Annotated in this window: 15 protein-coding genes; 5 read left to right on the top strand and 10 right to left on the bottom strand. The window is 70.5% G+C overall.

Annotation, left to right across the window (positions count from 1 at the left end):
- Positions 1-240 precede the first annotated feature (240 nt).
- Positions 241-2076 (top strand): AMP-dependent synthetase/ligase, encoded by a 1836-nt coding sequence (locus IPJ59_RS16940; RefSeq protein WP_293272498.1) that lies wholly within the window; start codon positions 241-243, stop codon positions 2074-2076.
- A gap of 91 nt (positions 2077-2167) precedes the next feature.
- On the opposite strand, the gene IPJ59_RS16935 is transcribed toward IPJ59_RS16940, so the two are convergent.
- From IPJ59_RS16935 to IPJ59_RS16900, 8 genes are all read right to left on the bottom strand, one after another.
- A complete protein-coding gene (locus IPJ59_RS16935; protein ID WP_293272497.1) occupies positions 2168-5812 on the bottom strand; it encodes an AgmX/PglI C-terminal domain-containing protein in 3645 nt (1214 codons plus the stop codon).
- Between the two features lie 34 nt (positions 5813-5846).
- Positions 5847-9611, bottom strand: coding sequence for an AgmX/PglI C-terminal domain-containing protein (locus tag IPJ59_RS16930; protein ID WP_293272496.1), 3765 nt, complete (start codon positions 9609-9611; stop codon positions 5847-5849).
- 133 nt (positions 9612-9744) lie between these two features.
- Positions 9745-10953: a cellulase family glycosylhydrolase gene (locus IPJ59_RS16925; RefSeq protein WP_293272495.1), complete on the bottom strand. Its 1209-nt coding sequence runs from the start codon at positions 10951-10953 to the stop codon at positions 9745-9747.
- Positions 10954-11222: 269 nt separating this feature from the next.
- A complete protein-coding gene (locus IPJ59_RS16920) occupies positions 11223-12551 on the bottom strand; it encodes a hypothetical protein (protein ID WP_293272494.1) in 1329 nt (442 codons plus the stop codon).
- 406 nt (positions 12552-12957) lie between these two features.
- Positions 12958-13920: an endonuclease/exonuclease/phosphatase family protein gene (locus IPJ59_RS16915; protein WP_293263559.1), complete on the bottom strand. Its 963-nt coding sequence runs from the start codon at positions 13918-13920 to the stop codon at positions 12958-12960.
- A 46-nt stretch (positions 13921-13966) separates the two neighbouring features.
- Positions 13967-14518 carry a hypothetical protein gene (locus IPJ59_RS16910; protein WP_293263557.1) on the bottom strand — a complete coding sequence of 184 codons (552 nt, stop codon included), beginning with the start codon at positions 14516-14518 and terminating at the stop codon, positions 13967-13969.
- Between the two features lie 100 nt (positions 14519-14618).
- Complete coding sequence (gene rpsU, locus IPJ59_RS16905) at positions 14619-14930, bottom strand: 30S ribosomal protein S21 (RefSeq protein ID WP_293263555.1); 312 nt, start codon at positions 14928-14930, stop codon at positions 14619-14621.
- A gap of 89 nt (positions 14931-15019) precedes the next feature.
- Entirely contained in the window at positions 15020-15778 is a 759-nt protein-coding gene (locus IPJ59_RS16900) for an SDR family oxidoreductase (RefSeq protein WP_293263553.1), read from the bottom strand.
- Between the two features lie 67 nt (positions 15779-15845).
- Here IPJ59_RS16900 and IPJ59_RS16895 point away from each other — a divergent pair, with 67 nt between their 5' ends.
- The 3 genes from IPJ59_RS16895 to IPJ59_RS16885 all read left to right on the top strand — a co-directional run bounded on the left by IPJ59_RS16895 (position 15846) and on the right by IPJ59_RS16885 (position 17916).
- A complete protein-coding gene (locus IPJ59_RS16895; RefSeq protein WP_293263551.1) occupies positions 15846-16382 on the top strand; it encodes a MerR family transcriptional regulator in 537 nt (178 codons plus the stop codon).
- A 32-nt stretch (positions 16383-16414) separates the two neighbouring features.
- Positions 16415-16981, top strand: a complete 567-nt coding sequence (gene folE, locus IPJ59_RS16890; protein ID WP_293263549.1) for a GTP cyclohydrolase I — start codon at positions 16415-16417, stop codon at positions 16979-16981.
- A 116-nt stretch (positions 16982-17097) separates the two neighbouring features.
- Positions 17098-17916, top strand: coding sequence for an LON peptidase substrate-binding domain-containing protein (locus IPJ59_RS16885; RefSeq protein ID WP_293272493.1), 819 nt, complete (start codon positions 17098-17100; stop codon positions 17914-17916).
- Here the strand turns inward: IPJ59_RS16885 and IPJ59_RS16880 are convergent.
- Entirely contained in the window at positions 17825-18937 is a 1113-nt protein-coding gene (locus IPJ59_RS16880) for an Mrp/NBP35 family ATP-binding protein (protein WP_293272492.1), read from the bottom strand. The two genes, IPJ59_RS16885 and IPJ59_RS16880, sit on opposite strands and share 92 nt — an antisense overlap.
- Positions 18938-19021: 84 nt before the next feature.
- Between IPJ59_RS16880 and def the strand changes: the two genes are divergently transcribed.
- Positions 19022-19588 carry a peptide deformylase gene (def, locus tag IPJ59_RS16875; RefSeq protein ID WP_293272491.1) on the top strand — a complete coding sequence of 189 codons (567 nt, stop codon included), beginning with the start codon at positions 19022-19024 and terminating at the stop codon, positions 19586-19588.
- Positions 19589-19643: 55 nt separating this feature from the next.
- Here def and IPJ59_RS16870 read toward each other — a convergent pair whose 3' ends face one another.
- Positions 19644-21959: an NADP-dependent malic enzyme gene (locus tag IPJ59_RS16870; RefSeq protein WP_293272490.1), complete on the bottom strand. Its 2316-nt coding sequence runs from the start codon at positions 21957-21959 to the stop codon at positions 19644-19646.
- Positions 21960-21972: the final 13 nt, after the last annotated feature.

Below are 21972 nucleotides of genomic sequence, written 5' to 3'. Positions count from 1 at the left end.
GAAGTCTCGATCACGGGTCGCGCGAGCTCCGGGATCACCGGGGCCACGCAGCCGTCAGGCGCGGTCAAGCGAGGGCAGACCCCGGGCCAATGGCAGTAGCGGTGTGGCCGTTCGCCGTTCTGCGTCAGGGCTGCGCGCGGCTTTGCCCGGCGAGGTCCAGAAGGACGCCGAACGAGGCCCACGGCCGTCGGTCGCGGCGCCTGGACAGGACGTCGCGCTTTCGTATAAAAGCCAAACGTCATGGCCGATACACACATCGCACAAATGTTCTTCGACCGCGCCCGCGCTGGTGGCTCGGAGGCGGCGTACCTGGTGCGTCAGGGCGCGAGCTTCACAGAGGTGAACTGGACCGACGCCGCGGAGCGCGTGCGGGCGATCGCCTCGGGCGTGCTCAAGGACCTGCCGATGGCGCCCGGCACCTGCGTGACGCTGATGGCGAACACGCGGATCGAGTGGATCCTCTGCGACTTCGCGATGCTCTCGCTGGGCATGAAGACCGTGCCGATCTACGTCAGCCTGCTGGCGCCGGAGGTCGGCTACATCCACGCCGACACGCACGCGGAGCTGCTGGTGGTCGAGAACCGCGAGATGCTGGAGAAGGTCCGGTCGGCGCGCGAGGGCTTCAACTTCTACGACAAGGACTACCCGGGCTCGGCGGTCAAGCTGAAGCACATCATCGTCATCGACCCGACCGGCCTGGCGCCGTCAGACGACTGGGAGAGCCTGGAGCAGGTCGAATCGCGTGGGCGCGCGGCGCTGGCCGAGACGCAGCCCGAGCGCGACCGACGGAGCGCGGCGATCAAGCGCTCCGACGTCGCCACGTACACCTACACCTCGGGCACCACGGGCGAGCCCAAGGGCGTGATCCAGACCCACGACAACATGCTCTCGATCCTCGAGAACGTGGCCGACGCGCAGCTCTTCACCGACCGCGCGCGCGTCGGCGGGGCCTTCCTGTTCCTGCCGCTGGCGCACTCGTTCGGGCGCATGGTGGAATTTGGCGGGGCCTTCTACACCTGCAAGGTGGTGCTCTCGTCGATCGCCACCGTCGCGGAGGACCTCGGGCTGACGCGGCCGGGCTTCTTGCCGGCGGCGCCGCGGGTGTTCGAGCGGGTCTACGGCAAGATCATGACGGGTGTCGCCAGCGCGCCGCCGATCCGCCAGAAGCTGTTCCACTGGGCGATCGGGGTCGGCAAGCAGGCCATCCCGTACCGCCAGAAGAACAAGTCGCTGCCCTTCGGGCTCGGGCTCAAGTTCGGGCTGGCCGACAAGCTGGTGCTGTCGAAGGTGCGGGCCAAGCTGGGGATGGACCGCATGCACGCGCTGATGTCGGGCTCCGCCCCGCTGCCGCGCGAGGTGGCCGAGTTCTTCGCGGGCGTCGGCCTGGTGGTGCTCGAGGCCTACGGGCTGACCGAGACCTGCCCGGGCCTGACGACCAACCGCTTCGACAACTGGCGGATCGGCACGGTCGGCCCGGCGATCAAGGGCGTGCAGCTGCGGCTCGCGGCCGACGGTGAGATCCTGGCGAAGGGGCCGAACGTCGTCTCGGGCTACCTGAACCGCCCCGACGCGACGGCCGAGGCGTGGGACAGCGAGGGCTGGTTCCACACCGGTGACATCGGCGAGCTCGACCCCGACGGCCACCTGCGCATCACCGACCGCAAGAAGGACCTGATCAAGACGAGCGGCGGCAAGTACGTCGCGCCGCAGAAGATCGAGGCGCTGCTGAAGACCAAGCCGATCCTCTCGGAGGCGGTGGTGATCGGCGACAATCGCAAGTACTGCGTCGCGCTGGTGACCGTCGACAAGGAGAAGCTGGCGGCCTGGGCCCAGCGCACCGGCAACCCGCCCGACGCGCTCGGGCCGGCCGTGCAGAAGGAGGTCCAGGGCTACGTCGACGAGGCCAACAAGGGCCTGGCCAGCTTCGAGTCGATCAAGTACTTCCGGGTGATCGACCAGGAGTTCTCGGTCGACAACGGGCTGCTGACGGCGTCGTTCAAGGTCAAGCGCAAGGCGGTCAGCCAGCGCTACAAGGACCTGATCGACTCGATGTACACCAATCAGAAGGCAGACTAGCTGGCTGGTCGGCTGGATCTGGCTGGCTCTGGCTGGCCTGGGGGACATGTCCGATCGGACATGTCCCTTGCTTCATGCCGGGGGCCTCATGTCACTTCAGCGGGCCGGTGACGCTGCCGAGCTGGACGAAGGCGCCGTCCTGCATGATGACGAAGGGGCGCTCATCGAACCGTAGCTCGCCCTTGCCGTCGTGCTGCATGACCTGCAGCTTGCCCATGCCGTAGCCCATGGGGCCGCGGCTGTAGTAGTGGGCGGACAGCTTGTAGGGGTAGGCGCTGGGGGTGCCGGGGATGGCGAAGCACTCGGGGCCGTAGCCGGTGGTCACGTCGTCGAAGAGCTCGCCGCCTGAGTCGAGCTGGCGGTGGGAAAAGAACGCCTCCTGGCCCTTGCCGTCGACGATGTGGAAGTCGACGTCGTTGGCGTCGGTCTCCCAGTTGAGGACGAAGCGGAGGGATGGTGCGTCCGCGACGGTGATGTGCAGTCTGTCGAGCTCGGCCCTGACGGCCTTCTCGCTGGCGGGGTCATGGGCGATGCGGACGGCGGCGAGGATCGCCACGTCGTCGCGGAGGATGCGGTCGACGCCGCGGAAGCGACCACCGGGGTAGGTCTGGCCGAGGCCGACGAGGATCGCGGCGAGGGCCTCCTCGTGGCGACCGGCGCGGGCCAGAGCGAAGGCGAGGAGGCGGTGGCTGGCCGGGTGATCGGGGCGCTGGGCGACCGCCTTCTTGAAGGTGTCGACGGCCAGCGCGAGGCCGGGGGCGCCGAGGCGCTCGAGGCGTGCGCCGGCGTAGCGGCGGAGGTCGGCGCGGCTGGGGAAGAGGTCGATGATCGAGCCGTAGGCGCGGGCCGCCTCGGCGGGGCGCATCGCGGCCTCGTGCACCTCGCCGAGCGCGAGCAGGGCGAGCACGTCGCCGGGGTCCTTGCTGTGCCAGGTCTGGGCGCGGGTCAGTGCGGCGTCGTGTTTGCCGGCGGCGACCAGGGCGAGGACCTCGGCCATCTCGCCGGCGACAGGCTCGCGCTTGCGCTTGCGTTCAGCGGCCTCGATCCGCTCCTGCGCGGCGGCCTCGCGGCGCTCGCGGGCCTCCTCGCGGGCCTCCTCGCGGGCGCGGCGGGCCTCCTCGCGCCTGGCGTTGCGCAGGTAGGCCTCGTAGGTGTCGGGCACCGCGTAGCCGACGGGGTCGCCGCCATCGAACACGAAGGGATAGGTGACGATGACCTGGCCGCCGCCCGGGATCGTGGGGAAGGCCCAGGTCTTGACGGCGCGGGCGACACACTGGCTGGCCTTGTCGTCGGCGAGGGTGGTCTCGGACAGCGTCGACTCGACGACCTTGCCGTCGCCGCCGATCACGAAGCGGACGGCGACGCGACCGCGGAGGCCGCTGACGCGCGAGAGGCCCTCGACGTAGCAGTAGCGGACCTCGTTGATGTGGCTGCGGACGATGCGACGGATGATGTCCTTGTCGAGCGAGCCCTGGACCTCGGCCTTGGCCTGGCGGACGGTGGGCGGGTTGCCGATGTTGCGGCCGCCGAAGCCCGCGCCCGCGCCGCGGCCGTAGCCCGAGCCGGTGCCGAGACCGATGGTGCCCTCGCCGGTACCACCGCCGCCGCGACCGGTGCCGACGAGGCCGAGGCCGCCGACGCCGTAAGCGTCGCCGATCTCGGTGCCGGTGAGGCCGCCCCAGACGTCGGCGTTATCGTTGCCGACCGCGAAGGCGCCGCCGTAGGGGCTGGCGAGGAAGTGACCCTCCTGGGCCTGCATCAGGCCGAGGATGCCGGCCTGACGCGCGGCCATCTCGGGGTCGAAGCTGCGGGCCATCTGCGGGATCACCGAGTCGAGCGGGGCCTCGGCGCCGGGGCCCGTGTTGGCGAGCGCGGCCGGGGCGGCGGCTCGGCGATTGATCAGCGTGACGCCGCTGGCGTCGACGGCGAGGATATCGGTGAGCGCGTTGCGGTCGATGTTGAAGCGGCGGTAGTCGTCCTCGGTCTCGAGCACGAGCAGCGCGGTGAAGTCGCTGAGCACGCGGAAGCGGGTCGAGAGGCCGACGATCTGCGACTGGAAGGCGTTGCGGATGTCGTGATCGCTGGCGGGCAGCGCCGAGCGCATGCTGGTGAGGCGCTCGATGCGGGCGCCGACCCAGGCGCGCTCGAGCAGCGGGCGCTCGACGGGGCGGGTCGGCACGCTGACATCGATGCGATCGTCGCCGGTGAGGATCACGCGCATGGCTGCGGTCTCGGGCAGGTCGGCGTAGACGAGCGCCTCGTCGCCGGGCTGGAGGCCGCGCAGGGTATCGGGCCAGGTCCAGCGGGCGCCGGGCACGGTGACCTTCATGTCCGCGAGGGTCGTGGTGGTGAGCTTGCGGACGATGTTGTCCTGCGGGAGGCGGGCGTCGAGGACGACGCCGTGGCTGAGCAGCTCCGCGGTGGCGATCTGGCGCAGGACCTCGGCGTCCTGGATGCCGCCGTCGATGATCGCGTCGATGCGCTGGGTGCCGCGCTGCGAGAGGTTGCGGGCGGCGGCCTGGAGGGCGGTGAGCTCGGCGTCGCCGGCGGTGCTGATGCCGTCGGAGAACACGAGCACGCGGCCGATGCTGTCCGCACCGGTGCCGACGGCTTGCAGGGCGCGCTCGAGGTCGGAGGCGCCGAAGGCCCCGCGATCGACGATCGCCTTGAGCTGCGCGGGTCCGAGGCCGCTGGCCTTGCCGCTGTAGATCTCCTGGGTGTCCTGATCGAAGGCGATCAGGCGGAGGTCGAAGTCGTCGCCGACGGCGCGCAGGGCCGCGAGGGTTGCGTGCATGCGTTCGACCTGGCGCTCGAAGCCGAGGGCCCGCGAGGCGCTGGTGTCGAACAGCACGGTGAGGCGGGAGATCGGCGCGGGCAGGGTCGCGCCGACGGCGGCGACGCGGGCGACGGCGAGGTTGTCGTGGCGCAGGCCCATCATCGAGAAGCCGCGGTCGTCGAGGACCTCGAGATCCTGGTCGGGGGTCCACTTCTGCTTCTTAAGCTCGATGACGCGGCGGCTGCCGGTCGTGGTGGTGGCGATCGAGGTGGTGACGCCGGCGGGGGCGGCGATCGGCTCGTTCAGGATGACGCTGGCGTCGAGCTCATCGAGCTCGGGGAGGCCGCGCAGCGGCAGGCGATAGGGCTCGGCGGAGCTCGGCAGCTCCTGCGAGTAGGCGACGATCAGCTCCTTGCGCTCGTGCGGGAGGATCGGGAAGACGCGCGCGCTGAAGGCGTTGCCGGCCTTGTTCTCGAGCAGCGCGGGGTCCTGCTTGCGGTGCAGGAAGTCCTCGTAGGCGCGCTGGGCGGCCTGGCGCTCGACGACCTCGCCCTCCTGCCACGCGCCGCGCACCTTCATGGTGAAGCGCGAGATGGCGGCGTTCGGCGGCATGTCGATCTCGAAGCGACCCTCGATCGTGCGGTCGTTCGGGTTCTCGAACACGAGGTGCAGCTCGGTGAAGGCCAGCGGCTCCTCGACCACTGCGCGCGCCTTGAGCGAGACCAGGCGCAGGCCGGTGCCGTCGCTCGCGGTCAGCGAGACGGGGGCGCGGCCGAGGTCGCGGTCGCCGGGGCGCAGGGTCTGGCGCGGGAGGTAGCTCGGCGGCGGCGCCGGGCCGAACTCGGCGCTGGGATCGACGGGCGGCGGCGGGGCCTCGTCGACGGGGCCGCTGTGGGTCGGGGTGCAGGCCGCGAGCGCGAGCACCGAGCCCGCCAGGTGAATGCAGGTACGAAGAGACATGGCCGAAGGGACCTTTCTGAAGGGACAGGTCAGTTCACAGCGGGCGCTCGAGCTTGCCGAGCTCGACGTAGGCGCGGTCCTTCATGATCACGAAGGGGCGGTCGTCGAATTTGAGCCCGCCGCTGCCGTCGTGCTGGACGATCTGCAGCTTGCCCATGCCGTAGCCCATCGGGCCGCGGCTGAAGTACTGGGCCTGGAAGGTGTAGGGGAAGGCGGCCGCTTTGCCGGGGATGGCGAAGCACTCGGGGCCGTAGCCGGTGGTCACGTCGGCGAACAGCTCGCCGCCGGAGACCAGCGTCTTGTGGGCGTACCAGGCGCGCTCCTTGGTGCCGTCGATGATGTGGAAGTCGACGTCGTTGGCGTCGGTCTCCCAGGTGAGGACGAAGCGAAGGGATGCGTTGGTGTCGAGGCGGGCGCCGAGCTGCTCGATGGCGCGGCGGATCTCGGGCTCCTTGCTGGGCTCCGCGGCGAGCCAGGCGGCGCCGAGCAGGCCGGCGTCCTCGAGCAGGATGCGGTCGACGCCAGCGAAGCGACCGCCGGGGTATTTCTGCTCGAGGCCGACGCGGATCGCGGCGAAGGCCTCGGCGGCGCGACCGGCCTTGGCGAGGGCGAACGCATACAGGCGGTGGCTGGCGGGGTGGTCGGGGCGCTGCTCGACGGCCTGGGCGAAGGTGTCGATCGCGAGGTCGAGGCCGAGTGAACCGAGGCGCTCGAGGCGGCCGCCGACGTAGCGGCGCAGGTCGGCGCGGGCGGGGAACAGGTCGATGATCGAGCCGTAGGCGCGGGCAGCCGCGGAGGGGTCGCCGGCGGCCTCGAGGGCCTCGCCGAGGGCGACCAAGGCGAGCACGTCGCCGGGGTCCTCCTCGCGCCAGCGAAGGGCGAGGGCGAGGGCCGCGTCGACCTCGTTGGCCTTGAGGTGCTCCATCACATCGAACATCTTGCCGCTGTAGGGGCTCCCGGCGGTGCGGGCGTTCTCCGCCTCCTCCGAGGCGCGCTCGGCCTCGCGGATCTTCTCGTCGGCGTCGCGCTGGGCCGCGGCGACGGCCGCCGCGGCCTGCTCGATGCGATCGCGTTCTTCCTGGCGGACGCGTTCGATCTCGCGGTCGCGCGCCCGGGCTGCGTCGAGCTTCTCGGCGTCGATGCGAAACTGGTTCATTTGCTCGCGCTCGGCGGCGGTGATCGGTCGGGACAGGCCGGCGTCGCTGCTGCTGCCGCCGCCGGGCTCGAGCACGAAGGGGTAGAGCACGATGACGCTGTTGCCGTCGGTGGGCTTCGGGAAGGTCCAGCGACGGGTCGCCTGGGCGATGCAGTTGCCGACCGCGGCGTCCTTCATCGTCGTGTCCTGGACGACCGCGCTGGGGACCTTGCCGGTGCCGCCGATCGTGAACTGGATGGCGACGCGGCCCTTCGCGTTGGGGTCGCGAGCCAGCGCCTGGTTGTAGCAGTAGCGGACCTCGTTGATGTGGGCGCGGACGATGCGGCGGATGATGTCCTTGTCGAGCGCGCCGACCACCTCGGCCTTGGCCTGGCGCACCGTGGGCACGCGGGTGCCACGACCGCCGAAGCCCGCACCGGCGCCGCGACCGTAGCCCGAGCCGCTGCCGCCCCCCTTGCCGATGAGGCCGGTGTTGCCGAGGCTGATGGTTCCCTCGCCCGTGCCACCGCCGCCGCGACCGGTGCCGACGAGGCCGAGGCCGCCGACGCCGTAGGCTTCGCCGACCTCGGTGCCGGTCAGGCCGCCCCAGACGTCGGCGTCGTCGTTGCCGATCGCTAGAATGCCATGGCCAGCCGCGGGGTCGAAGTTGCGGGCCATCTGCGGGATCGCGTCCTTCGGGCCCTTCATCGCGTAGAGGCCCGATTTACTCTCCGAGCTGGGCTTGCCCATCTTGCCCTCCTCACCCTTGTGGCGCTGCCCGGTGCCGCCGGCCTCCTCGTCGGTGTTGGCCTCGGGAGCCAGGGGCGCGGGCTCGCGGGTCGCTATGAGCTGCGGGGGCGGGAGGCTCTTGCGGTTCTGCAGGGCGACGCCGGTGGGGCCGACGGTCATGATGTCACTGAGGGCGTTGCGGTCGATCTTGAAGCGGGCGTAGTCCCACTCGCTCTCGAGCACGAGCAGCGCGGTGAAGTCGCTGAGCACGCGAAACTTGGTCGAGATCTCGATCACCTGCTTCTGCAGCGCCTCGCGACCGTCACGGTCGGTGACCGGGAGCAGCGAGCGCTGGTCGGTGAGGCGAGCGATGCGGGCGCCGACCCAGGCGCGCTCGAGCAGCGGGCGCTCGACCGGGGTCATGGCGATGCTGGTCTCGATCGTTGCGTCGCCGGTGAGCACGACCTTCATCGCGGCGGTGTCGGGGAGGTCGGCGTAGACGAGCAGCTCGTCGCCGGGCTGGGCGCCCTCGACGGTGTCGGGCCACACCCACGCGGCCCCCGGGACGCTGACCTTCATGTCCGGGAGGGTGGCGCTGGCGAGCTTGTGCGCGAGGAGGTTGCGGGGCAGGCGGCCGTCGGCGACGACGCCCTTGAACGCGAGGTCGGCGGTAGTGAGGGCCTTGAGGGTGCTGGCATCCTGGATGCCGCCGTCGACGATCGCGTCGATGCGCTGCACACCCGCGCTGGCGAGCGCACGCGCGGCGGCCTCGATCTGGGCCAGCTCGCGGGGTCCGGCCGTGGCGACACCGTCGGAGATGACGAGCACGCGCGGGAGCACCGGGCCGAGCGCCACCGCGGCGAGGGCCCGCCGGAGGTCGGAGGCGCCGAGCGCCCGGCGGGTGCTGATGCGCTCGATCTCCGCGGGGCCGAAGCCGCTGGCGGGGCCGGCGTAGATCTCGGCGGTGCTCTGGTCGAAGGCGACGACGCGGAGCGTGAAGTCCTCGCCGGTCTGCTCCTGCAAGCTCTTGAGGAGCGCGGCGAGGTCGGCGAGCTGGCGGTCGAAGTCGAGGGCCCGCGAGGCGCTGGTGTCGAACAGCACGGTGAGGCCGCCGACGGGGACCGCTGGCATGGCGCCGGCCGGGGCGACGCGGGCGACGGCGAGGTTCGCGTGGCGCAGCCCGATCGCCGGGGCGCTGGTCTTGCTGCGGACCTCGAGGTCCTGGTCGGGGGTCCATTGTTGCTTGCGGAGCTCGATGACCTGGGTCTGCTGGGTCGTGGTGGCGATCGAGGTGGACACGCCGGGCTGGCCCGGGGCGGGCTCGCGGAGGATGACGCTCGCGTCGAGGTCAGCGAGTTCCGGGAGGCCGCGTAGCGGCAGGCGGTAGGGCTCAGCGGAGCTCGGCAGCTCCTGCGAGTAGGAGACGATGAGCTCCTTGCGCTCGCGCGGGAGGATCGGGAAGACACGCGCGCTGAAGGCGTTGCCGGCCTTGTTCTCGAGCAGCGCGGGGTCCTGTTTGCGGTGCAGCGCGTCCTCGAAGGCGACCTGGGCGGCGCGACGCTCGACGACCTCGCCCTCCTGCCACTGCCCGTAGATCTGCATGGCGAAGCGGGAGATGGCGGCGTTTGGGGGCATGTTGATCTCGAAGCGGCCCTCGATCGTGCGGTCGGTCGGGTTCTCGAACACGAGGTGCAGCTCGGTGAAGGCCAGCGGCTCCTCGACCACCGCGCGGGCCTTGAGCGAGACCAGCTTGAGGCCGGTGCCGTCGCTCGCGGTCAGCGACATCGGCACAGCGAGCACCGGGCCCTGGGCCTTGAGCGGGCGGGCCGGGAGCCCGCCGACGCCGGTCGGCGTACAGCTGACGAGCATGAGTCCGGCCAGGCCGAGCGCCAGCGTCGCCGCGCCGCGCCGGCCATGACATGTCCGTAGCGACATGTCCGTGGAGTCATGTGCACGGGCGCACGCGAGGACGGGTACGCGGTCGGGTCGGGTCATACGGCCACCAGAGACAGCGACCAGCGTCGCAGGTTCCCGGCAGACGGTCGACGATGACGATCGCCCCGCGCGATCAGGGTGCGGGCAGGTCGGCGATGTCGGCGTGGGCCTCGGACCAGGCCTTGATGCCGGGCAGGTCGAGGCTGTAGTCGGAGTTCAGGCTCCACGGCCAGGCGCCCGCGTAGCCGTTGTTCAGGAGGGTGTCGAGGCGCTTGCCGGCGTCGTCGGAGATGACGAGCTCACCGATGACGAGCGGACGATCGAGGCCGAGAGCCTCGTAGGTCTGTTCGTTGGGGGAGAACTTGAGGCTGCCGTAGTCGGCGTGGTTGTCGAAGCCCTGGCCGTCCATCCACGGGTAGTAGTGCGCCTGATAGAAATCGAGGTTCAGCGCGGGGAGCTTGTGCGCGGCGGCGAACGCCGGGGTCCAGGCCTTGATCCACTTGATCGAGGCGGAGCCGAGGGTCACATAGGCGCTGGTCTTGCTGTGGACTGCGTCGGCGATGGCGATGGCGAGGCTGTAGAAGTCGGCGAGCGGGACTGCGTTGGCCTGGTTGTCAGGCGAGCCCTCGGGCAGATCGGCGATCGACCACTCCGGCTCGTTCATGATCTCCCACGCGAGGATCGCCGGCTCGTCCTTGTATTGCTCGAGCAGCGGGATGACGACCTTCTCGACCAGGGCGGCGCGCTTGACCGGGTCGGTGATCGTGTCGCTGCGACCGCCGAGCTGGACCTCGCCCTCCTGCTTGGCCCAGAACATCCAATGAAAGTCGAAGAGCACGGGCACGAGGTAGATGCCGTGGTCGCTGGCGATGCCGACCGCGGTGTCGAAGTCGATGAGCACGTCCGCGTGGAGGCCGCTCGGTGTGCCGCTATTATCGAAGATCACACCAGCGCGGCCATCGGTGAACACGAACCAGCGGACCACATTCAGACCGCTGTCGGCCATCTGCTGGAACTGGCCGGCGATCTCGTCGGCCTTCGTGTGCACCCCGTAGACGCCCCACGCGTTGCTGCCGAAATCGCCGCCGTAGGACTTCCACGGGTAGTTGGCGCCGAGGAGGAAGTAGTCGCCGCCGCCGACGGGGATCCGCGAACCGGGCGGGACCGGCTCGACGCCCTGGCCCGTGGTGCCGGTTGCGTCCGGGTCGCCCGAGGTCGTGAGGCCCGGCGCCTCCGTTTCGAAGTTGCTGTCGTTGCTGGTCTGCGCGCCAGAGGGGTTCGTGCCCTGGGTGACGCTGCCACCGCCTGTGTCGCCCCCGGTGGTAACGGAGCCCTCGCTCACGGACGCGGACTCGGAGACCTGCGATGCGCTCAGGGGACTGGTGCTCCCGCTCCCGGTTTCACCGCTATCACCCACGTCGGCCGATGAACAGGCGAGGAGCGGCGCAAGCGAGACCAGGATAAGGCGCATGACGTCATGAGAGCAGAGCCACCCTGACGCCGCAACAAGCGGGCTGGATCGCCGCACGACGCGCATCCGTACGCAGGCGAGCGGAACCAATACGAACGGCCGCCTTGTGGGCGGCCGTCGTGTTCACACCGGGAGGCCGATCAGCCGCCGGTGGTGATGAAGGCGGCGAAGCTCGCCTGGGCCTCGAGGGTGCCCTTGGTCTCGCTGACGACGCTGCCGAGCGCCGACACGGCATCGTTGAAGGCCGGGATGACGCACAGGAGGCGGCCCTTCGGGACGTTGGCGAACAGGTCGCCCTCGACACCGGCCGAGATGACGCCCTGGAGGGCGCCAGTGATCTCGACGACGGGCGACGGGTCGAAGACCACCTTGCCGTCAACCTCGCCAGTGACCAGCGCACCGAGGCGAGCAAAGCCCTGGAGGATCGCCACGCCGCGGACCTTCAGCTCGCCGATCCGGGCGAGGAACTGACCCTGGGCCTCGGCGTTGACGCCGGCCGCGAACGCGTACTGCAGATCGAGGCTGGGCGGGGTGCACTGAATGTCGGCGCTGGCCTGCGCCGAGGCCTGGGCCTGGCAGTCGGCCGAGGCGTCGCAGCTGGCCGAAGCGCTCGGCGGGGTCGCCTTGCCGGTGCAGCTGCCCTTGCACTCGCCCATGCACGTGCCGCGGCAGGACACCTCGCCGGTGCACTGCGCGTCACCCTGGTTGACCAGGCACTTGCCGTTGCACTTGCCGGAGCAGGAGGCGGCGGCCTTGAACTCGCAGCTGCCGTCGCACATGCCGTCGCAAGTACCAGCGCACTTGCCGGAGCTGTCCGTCGCGGAGCAGGTGCCCGAGCAATCGCCGCGGCAGGTGCCGTCGCAGGAGGCGGCCGCGTCGAGGGTGCACGAGCCTTCGCACTGGCCGGAGCACTCGATCGACGGGGCAGTGACCTCGCAGGAGAGGTCGCCCTCACAGGCAGCGTCGCACTTGCCAGAGCAACCGCCCTCGCACTGGACCGAGACCTCGCCCGGATCGACCATCGCCTCGCAGCCGCCCTGGACCTCGCACTTGGCCTGGGCATCGACGGCGACGCTGACGTTGACGGAGCACTCGGCCGGCTTGTAGACGACCTTGATGCCACCGTCGAGGTTGGCCGAAAAGTCGGCCTTGATCGCCGCGGTGAGGCTGCTGACGAAGGTCGCGTCCACGTTGCCGCGAGCCACGCCGTACACGTCCGCGAGGGCGAGGATGTCGGCGTCGAACGAGCCCTTGATCTGGGCGACGGCGTTGTTCAGCGAGCCCGTGGCATTGAAGAAGCCGTCGAGCTGGGCGCTGCCAGAGATGGAGAGCGAACCCCCCGCGATGGTGCCGCATGGACCGCAGATGTCGTCAGCGACACTGTCGCAGCCCTGGACGGAGGTGAGCGCGAGCCCGGCGACGATGCCACCGGCGAGCAGGCCAAAGGTACGGAATTTGTTGAGGTGCATGAGTCGTCTTCTCCTGGTTGCGTACTACGAACAGCTCGTCGGGGTCGGGCCTCGAGAATCGCCCGGGGATGGTACTATCGCGGACTGTCCCGTGTCCATCAGTCGGCCAAACGCGGTTTGACAGGTACTCGAGCGTGTTGAGAGGCAAAGCGCGCGCTGACCCACAATGGGTTAGCTTTACGAGCTTCAATGGGGCTGGCCGCGTTGAGGCGCGAAGAGTGTGGCCTTGGACATGGCTGCGCGGCAAATCTTCAGCCGGCTTCGTGGGTCCCTGAATTTCTGGCCGAAGGGTGCGCGGAGACGGGCACAGGACGGTTTCTCAGCAAGCAGCATCTGTCCCTTGGGGCATGCTGGCACCCGCAGGTCGTGGATAGGCCGCGGCCCCCGCAGCGAGTTCCGCGTCAACTCACGGGTCATCATCGCGGCCCTGAGCGAGGTCGAGGACGACGGGGCAGTGATCGCTGAGGTCCGCGAAGTCCGGCTCGGGATAGGCGGAGGTCGAGCGGAAGGTCTGACAGTGATGGCGAGCACAATGATGGAGCGGCCGGACCTGGGCGTCGGCGTCGAGGCCCTCGTGCAGACCGGCGACCCACACCAGATCGAGCAACGAGGGCTCTTGCCAGGCGTCGCGGCGGGCCCCGTCCCAGTAGGACGAGCACGGTTCACTCGCCGCGAGCCGTCGCAGCCCAATCGGCCCCAGGATCGCCTCCAGGGCGGAAAGCTCGGCCTGGGGTGTGCCGCCGGCGGGACCGGTCGCGTTGAAGTCACCCAGCACGATCAGATCGGGATCGCTGCGCAACAGATCTCCGGCGAGTCCGGCGAGCAGCGACCACTGCTGGGTCCGCAGCGAGTAGCCTTCGCTCATCGCCTTGAGGTGGACGACGAGCACATGAAAGTCAGGGCCCCCGTTGTGTGCGCGCAAGTACACTGAAAATCCGGGCCGCACGTGCCCCCGCATGCTCAGCTCCGGGTACTCGCGCGCTGGCTCGATCAACTCGAGCGCTTGCGGATCGATGGCGACTCCGAGGCGCTGATGGCCACGGCCCCCGTGCTCGCTGAGGGCGATCGTCCACCCTGGCAGGAGGGCCTGGAGCGCGGCGGGATCGTGGATCTCCTGCAGCGCGAGCAGATCGGCGTCGAGGCCGTTCAGGCGATCGCGCAGGCGGGCCTGGTCCTGGGCTGGGTCCGGAAAGTTGCGCAGGTTCCAGGTGGCAACTCGCAGGGCCGCGCCCTTGCCCGGCGCCGCGCCGCTCCCTGGCAGGCCGAGACCCTCACGCAGGCGGTCGCCCGCGAGCCAATAGACCAGCACGAGCAAGGCCACCAGCACCCACGCGCTGTGCCTCGAGCTCCGCCCGCGCCTCCGCACCACGTCGCCACCATAGCGGCCGCGCAGGCCCGGCGCCAATTCGCGGCGCTCATTCGAATTCGTATTCGGTGAGCCCGAGCTGCACCGCACAGGCGCCCGCGGCGGCGCCGTCCCCCGAGCGTTGCTCGAGGTGATAGCTGCCCGCGAGGCGGGCCACGCCGGCCGGGGTATGCACGAGACCTGTTCCGAAGGTCAGGCGACGCCCACCGCCCGGCTGCGGGCTCGAGTGCAGCAGATGTAGCGGCTCTGCGGGGGCGTCGACGAGGAAGAGGTCGACCTGGGCCGCCGCTCCTGCGGTCTGGACCAGCTCGAACTCGAGGCGCATCGCCCAGGCGCGGCCAAGGGCGCGGACCTGGAGAGCACCCAGGAGGCTGGCCGCGTCGAACTCATGGGTGTCATCGGCGTCGAGGCTCCCGGGCGCGTCGACTGGGAGCTGGACGCAGTACACGGGGCGCAGGCCGTCGCCGTCGGGCACCGCTCCAGGCTCCACGCCGACCCCAAACACGCAGCGGATCGCCGCGAGCATCGGTGGAGCGACCGCGGCCGCAGCATCCGCCGTGGGGTCATCGAGCCGCGGCGCGACCAGCCATGGGAGCGTCATGGTTGCCTCGAAGACATGAACAAGGGGCCAAGTATGAATGGCCAGGTATGAATGGCCAGGTAGCCCCAAGCGGCCAGGTGGCCCCGCGAGGCCCGGCCACTCACGCCTCGCCGCGCATCGGGACGCGCTTGCGCTGGCGACGCTTGCGACGGCGCTCGGCCTCGCGAAGCTTGCGCTTGGTCTTCACGCTCGGCTTCTCGTAGTGGCGACGGCGCTTGATCTCGCGGAGCACACCCTCGCTGGCCATGAGACGACGAAGCTTGCGGATCGCTCGCTCGACGCCACGCTCATCGACCTTGACCTCGAGCGGGCGGCCGGTGACGGGGCGGTGATCGTTGGCCGTGGCGGCCGCGTTCAGCGGCTCACGCCGCTGGTTGTAGTCGGAGAACTCTTCGTCGGTTTGGCGGGCCATGGGGAAGGCCGCAATGGATAGGGGATCCCGGCCCGCGGGTCAAGGGGCCGGCGGAGCGACCCGCGCAGCCCGCAGGGCCTGCGCCGCCCTCAGCCGAGGCCACCTGCCGCCAGACGCCCACCGTCGACGGCGATCGTGTGCCCGCTGATAAAGCCGCTGCGGGCCAGGAACAGCACCGCCTGGGCGATATCATCGGGTTCGCCGATCCGGCCAAGAGGGATCGCACGCAGGATCGCCGCCCGGGTTGGCGAGCCCTCGGCGTAGCGCTCGTCGGCCTCCGGCCAGGCGACTGTCCCGGGCGCCACGCCGTTGACCCGCACCGCCGGGGCAAGCTCCACAGCCAGCGCCCGCGTCGCCATCGCCAGCCCGGCCTTGGCGGTGCAGTGGTCCAGGTAGCCTCGCCACGGCTGATAGGCGGCGACGTCGAGGAGGTTGACCACGCTGCCCTGCACCGCCGCGAGCCCCGGCGCCAGCCCGCGGGCCAGCGAGATCGGGGCGACCAGGTTCAGCTCGAGCACGCGCCGGAGGTCGGCGTCGCTGCGCCCGGTGAAGGACCCGCGCTCGAAGCCTGCGGCGTTGTTGACCAGGAGGTCGAGCCGCCCACCGGCCGGACCGTCGGGGTCGAGGACCGTGCGCACCAGTTCGGCGCGGGCGGCCTCGTCGGCGAGGTCGAGGCGCAGCGGGCCGAGACCCGCACCGCCGATCGCCCGCAAGACCTCGGCGGCGGCCTCGGCCGAGTGATGATAGTGAAGCCACACGCGGTACCCGGCCGCCGCCAGGGCGAGGCAAATGGCGCGACCAACACGGATCGCTCCGCCAGTGACGAGGGCGACGGGGGCCTGCGACATGCGGCGCGAGGGTAGCCCGGGCCCAGCGAGATTGACAGCCGACCGCCGCCAGCGTCACGCTGGCGACATGGCGAGCAAGCGTGGTGGCCTCCTGACCCTGAAGGAAATGACCGAGGGCAGCGGCTGCACGCCTCGCACCGTCCGCTACTACGAACGCGAGGGCCTGCTCCAGGCGGCCCGCAGCAGCGGCGGCCACCGCCAATTCCCCCCCGGCGAGCTCGACCGCCTCAACTTCATCCTCGCCCTGCGCGAGGCCGGCTGGTCGCTCGAGGAGATCACCGCGCTGCTCGCCGTACGCGAGCAGACCAGGCCAGACCACCACGCCTGCCGTCAACTGGAGTCGATGGTCTCCGGCCACATCGCCCAGCTCGAGCACAAGATCGGTCTGCTCAACCGCCTGCGCGACGACCTCCAGGCCACCCGCCAGGCCCTCGCGGTGTGCGACGGGTGCACCGAGACGCCGGGCAAGGCCATCACCTGCGAGGCCTGCACCCGCCTGCCCGCGCTCGACGCCCTGCCCCAGGGCTTTCGCAACAGCTGGCGCGGCGTCGAGGCCCGCGCTGCCCCGCCCCGGCCGCGCTCGCTGCACGTCGTCGGCCGCTGACGCACCCCCAGCAATCGGGTATACCGGCCGCCGTGGCCGCCTCCCCCGCACCCGAACGTCGCGCGGCGATCGAGCGCGCCGTGGCTGAGCTGCTCACCGCCTGCGGTCTGCAGCTCGACCACAAGGATCTCGTCAGCACACCCACTCGCGTGGCCCGCGTGTGGAGCGAGGAGTTCCTCGCCGGCTTCGCCATGGACCCCGCGCAGATCCTCGGCGACCCGGTCGTCGGCGAGGGCGCGTCGGAGCTGGTGCTCGTGCGCGGCCTGCCCTTCCACGGCCTGTGCCCGCACCACTTGCTGCCCTACACTGGCACCGCCGCGGTCGCCTACTTGCCTGCCGGTCGCCTCGCCGGCTTTAGCCGCCTCGGTGACCTCGTCACCTGCTTCACCCGCAGGCTCACGCTGCAGGAGCGCGCCTGCAACGACATCGCCGACGCCTTGATCGAACACCTCGGCGCGCGCGGGGCCGGCTGCGTGATGCGGGCCCGTCACACCTGCCTCAGCGTGCCGGGCAACAAGCACGGCGCCGAGGTCGTCACCAGCTCGCTGCGCGGAGCGCTGCGCGATCGCCCGGACCTGCAGGCGCTGCTGGTCGCATGACTCGACCCGGCTGGAGCTCCTTCGCCACGGCGAGCCCGAGCTGCGCGACGGCCACGTCGACGACCTGTATGCGCACCCCTGGCGGGCCGGGGCGACCCGAGTATAAACAGCCCGCGATGCTCAACGCCAACGCAGTCCCCGGCGCCCAGGTGCTGGGCACGCTGCCGATCTTCCCGCTACCGAACGTTGTCTTGCTGCCAGGGATGGTCCTGCCGCTCAACGTGTTCGAGCCGCGTTACCTCGACCTCGTCGACTTCGTGCGTGCGAACGACCAACACATCGGCGTGCCCCTGCTGCGCCCGCAGCCCCCGCTCGGGGCCGGGTCCGGACCGCCGCCCTTCGAGCCGATCTTCGGGGTCGGCAAGCTGGTGTTCCACGTCCGCCTCCCCGACGGGCGCCGCATCATCCGCCTCGAGGGCGTGTGCCGCGTCCGCAGCGAGCGCGAGCACCCGCTCGCCCACCGCTTCCGCGAGGTCGACGCAACCGCGCTCGCCGAACCACACCCGCAGGACCTCGAGGCCGTCGCCGTCCTCCGCGCCCAGGTCGAACGCGTCGCCCAGCACTGCGGCGACGAGCGCGAGAGCCTCCGCTCCTTGCTCGCCATCAGCGATGTCCGCGTCCTCCTGTATGCGCTCACCGCCTTCCTCCCCAGCCTCGAGCTGCTGGCCACCCGGGAGGGCGCGACGACCTCGGCGACCGCCGCAGCCTGGTCGATCTGCAGCAGCAGAGCCTCGTCGCTACGACCAGCGACGCCCGCGCGCACTTCCTGGGCGAGCGCATCGCCGGCGTGCTCACACGCCTCGCCGGGCGCAGCGGCCCGCGCTGGCTCAACTGAGCCCCCGCTCAGCTCACGGTGCGCAGCAGGCTCGAGCGCTTGGGCCCCGTGGCGCTGGCCTTGCTCACCGCGAAGGCCGCCTGCGCGGCGATCTCGGTGAACACCCGCGCCTGCTCGCTGCCCGGCGCGCCCTCGACCACCGGCACCCCGGCCTCGCCGCCGAAGCTGACGCGGTTGTCGATCGGCACCTGCCCGAGCAGCGGCACGCCGAGCTCCTGAGCCAGCCGCTTGCCGCCGCCGCTGGCGAAGATGTTGTCATGGTGGCCGCAGGCCGGGCAGGTGTAGTGGCTCATGTTCTCGACGACGCCGACGATCGGCACCTCGAGCTTGTTGAACATGTTGACCGCGCGGCGGACGTCGATCAACGCGACCTCCTGCGGCGTGGTGACGATGATCGCCCCGGTGATCGGGATCAGCTGCGCCAGCGAGAGCTGGGCGTCCCCGGTGCCAGGCGGCAGGTCGACGATCAGGTAGTCGACCTCGCCCCACACGACGTCCTCGAGGAATTGCTTGAGCAGCTTGTGGATCATCGGCCCGCGCCAGATCACCGCGCTGCCAGGCTCGACGAAGAACGCCACGCTCATCACCGGCACGCCGCGGAAGATCGCCGGACTGATGCGATCACCCTCCGCGGTGGTCGAGGTCTCGCGCGTGGCCGGGCCCAGCATCTTCGGCACGCTCGGCCCGTAGATATCGGCGTCCAGCACCGCCACCCGCGCCCCGAGCTGCTTCAGCGCCATCGCCACGTTGACGCTCACCGTGCTCTTGCCGACGCCACCCTTACCCGCCGCCACCGCGATGATGTTCTTCACCGTCGGCAGGCGGTTGAGATCCTGACGCGCCGGCTTGCTCGGCACGCGCAGCCCGTACTCGATGCGCACCGGCAGCCCGAGCGGCTCGATCGCCGCACGCAGGGCCGCGTCGAGCTCGCCGCGCAGCGGAAAGCCAGGCGAGATGAGCTCGATGCGCAGCGCGACCTCGCCCGCCCCAAGATCGGAGCCACCTGAATCACCGACGTCGATGCGGGCCTCGGCCCGGCCATCTGCCACCAGCTCGCGACCCGTCGCCGGGTCCTTCACGCCGGCCAGCGCCGCCTTCACCTGATCGAGAGTGACGCTCATGTGCGCTGGGGTACATACCACGGGGCCTTTCCGCCACCAGACGGGCCCTCTATAGTTGGGCCGGAGCAACCGCACACCTTCGCCATGTCCGTCCTCGACATCGTCACGTATCCCGACCCCCGGCTGCGCGAGCCGACCTTCGACGTGAAGGAAGTCGACGCCAACATCCGTCAGCTCGTGCGGGACCTGATCGACACCATGTACTCGCTGAACGCCGCCGGCATCGCCGCCATCCAGGTCGGCCGCCTCGAGCGCATCTTCATCATCGACGGCAAGGTCGCCGACCCCGACGCTGGTGACGACGCCAAGCCGCTCGTGCTCATCAACCCCGAGCTCGTCGAGACCGGCCGCGGCCTCGCCGTCGCCGAGGAGGGCTGCCTCAGCTTCCCCAACGTGTTCGTCGACATCAAGCGCCCGCGCTGGGCCAGGGTCCGCGCCCTCGACGTGAACGGCGCCAGCTTCGAGGTCGAGGGCGAGGGCCTGTTCGGCCGCGCCCTCCAGCACGAGCACGACCACCTCACCGGTCGCCTGATGATCGACCTCGTCGGCATGGTCAAGAAGGAGGTCATCAAGCGCAAGATGAAGCGCTGGCACAACGAGCACGACGGCAAGGAGCCCGAGCCCAAGCCGACCGTCCGCGACCTCGCCTGAGCTCGCCTGGCTCGCCTGGCTCGCCTGGCTTGCAGGCCCACGCAGGCCGCCCGCGTCACACCAGCGCAGTACCGGCCGCCGCGGTCACCCCGGCGGCCACCTCGTCGGCCTTCTGCGCCGCGACCACCGTCAGCGCCGCCATGTGCACGATGTTGTCGACCGTGCAGTCGCGCTCGAGCACCGTCACCGGCCGGTTCATCCCGAGCAGCACCGGACCCACCGCCGGCACCCCGCCGAGCTCGCGCATGAGCTTGTAGGCGACGTTGCCCGCCTCGAGGTTGGGGAAGATGAGCACGTTCGCGGGCCCGGTCAGCCGCGTCGCCGGGAAGATGCGCTGCTGCATCTCGAAGTCGAGGGCCACGTTGGCCTGCATCTCGCCCTCGACCTCCAGATCGGGCCGCCGCTTGCGCAAGATCTCCACCGCCCGGGCCACCATCGCTGAGCGCCCGTCGCGGACCGAGCCGAAGTTGCTAAAGCTCAGCATGGCCACCCGCGGCACCGCATCGAAGGTCCGCGCCGCGTCGGCGATCATCTCGGCGACGTCGGCCAGGGTGCCCTCGTCCATGTCGACGTTCACCGTGGTGTCGCCGAAGAACAGCATGCCGGCCTTGTGCAGCATCAAATACATGCCCGCGATCCGCCGCACCCCGGGCCGCAGCCCGATGATCTGCAGCGCCGGCCGCACCGTGTCCGAGTAGGCGAAATTCAGGCCCGTGACGATGCCGTCGGCGCGCCGCTCGGCGACCATCATCATCCCGAAGTGGTTGCGCTCGCGCATCAGCAGGCGCGCCAGCTCGGCCGTCACGCCCTTGCGCTGGCGCATGCGGTGCAGCTTGTTCGCGTACGCCTCGGCCGCGTCGTCGGCCCGCGGATCGACGATGTCGTAGCTGCCCGGCGCGAGGTCGATGTCCTGGGCCTTGATCGTCTCCAGGATCTTCCGCGGCTCGCCGAGCAAGATCGGCCGACCGATGCGCTCCTCGGCCATGATCGACGCGGCCTTCAAGATCCGCGGGTCGTCGCCCTCGGGGAACACCACCGTCCGCGGCGAGCCGGCCGCGCGACGCACGAAGCGGCGCATCACCGCCGTCGCCCCGCCGAGCAGGCCCTGCAGGCGCTCGCGGTACACGTCGATCTCGATCTGCACCTGGGCCACGCCCGAGTCCATCGCCGCCTTCGCCACCGCCGGCGCCACCCACGTCAGCACCCGCGGGTCGAAGGGCTTGGGGATGATGTAGTCGGGCCCGAAGCGGAACTCCTCGCCGTAGGCCGCGTTGACCACCTGCGGCACGTCCCGGCGCGCCAGCTCGGCCAGCGCGTGCGCGGCCGCCACCTTCATCTCCTCGTTGATCTGCGTCGCCCGCACGTCGAGCGCCCCGCGGAAGATGAACGGGAAGCCGAGCACGTTGTTGACCTGGTTGTTGTAGTCGCTGCGCCCGGTCGCCACGATCGCGTCCGGCCGGGTCGCGCGCGCCGTCGGATAGTCGATCTCCGGGTCCGGGTTCGCCAGCGCGAAGATGATCGGCTTCGGCGCCATCCCCTTCAACATCTCCGCCGTCACCAGCCCCGCCCGCGACAACCCGAGCAACATGTCGGCCCCGACCAGCGCCTCGGCCAGCGTGTCCGCCGGCGTCTCGCGCAGCCACTCGCGCTTCGGGTCGTCCTCGGCCAGCTGGCGCCGCGTGTTGAGCACGCCCTTCGAGTCGCACATCAGCACGTGCTCCGGCTTGACCCCGAGGCTCAGGTAGAAGCGCGTGCACGCGACCGCCGAGGCCCCCGCGCCGCTGACCACGATCTTGATGTCGGCCAACTTCTTGCCCTGGATCTCCGCGGCGTTGAGCAAGCCGGCCCCGCTGATGATCGCCGTGCCGTGCTGGTCGTCATGGAACACCGGGATGTTCATGCGCTTCTTGAGCTGCTCCTCGATGTAGAAGCACTCCGGCGCCTTGATGTCCTCGAGGTTGATCCCGCCGAAGGTCGGCTCGAGCGCGGCCACCGTCTCGATGAAGTGGTCGGAGCTCTTCGAGTTGATCTCGATGTCGAAGACGTCGATGTCCGCGAACTTCTTGAACAGCACCCCCTTGCCCTCCATCACCGGCTTGCTCGCCAGCGGCCCGATGTCGCCGAGCCCGAGCACCGCAGTACCGTCCGTGATCACAGCGACCAGGTTGCCGCGCGCCGTGTACTTGTAGACATCGGCGGGGTTGCGGAAGATCTCCATGCACGGCTCGGCGACCCCGGGCGAGTAGGCCAGCGAGAGGTCGCGCTGGGTCGTCAGCGGCTTGGTCGGGACGACCTGGATCTTCCCGGGCCTGCCCTTGGAATGAAACTCCAGCGCCTCTCGCTTGCCTCGACTCGAACGCGGGTTCGTCATGGAGGCCGCACGA

The organism is Nannocystis sp., from assembly GCF_016714285.1.
GTDB lineage: Bacteria > Myxococcota_A > Polyangia > Nannocystales > Nannocystaceae > Nannocystis.
The sequence above is the reverse complement of the archived record's forward strand: the minus strand, read 5'-3'. Positions and strand labels throughout refer to the sequence as shown.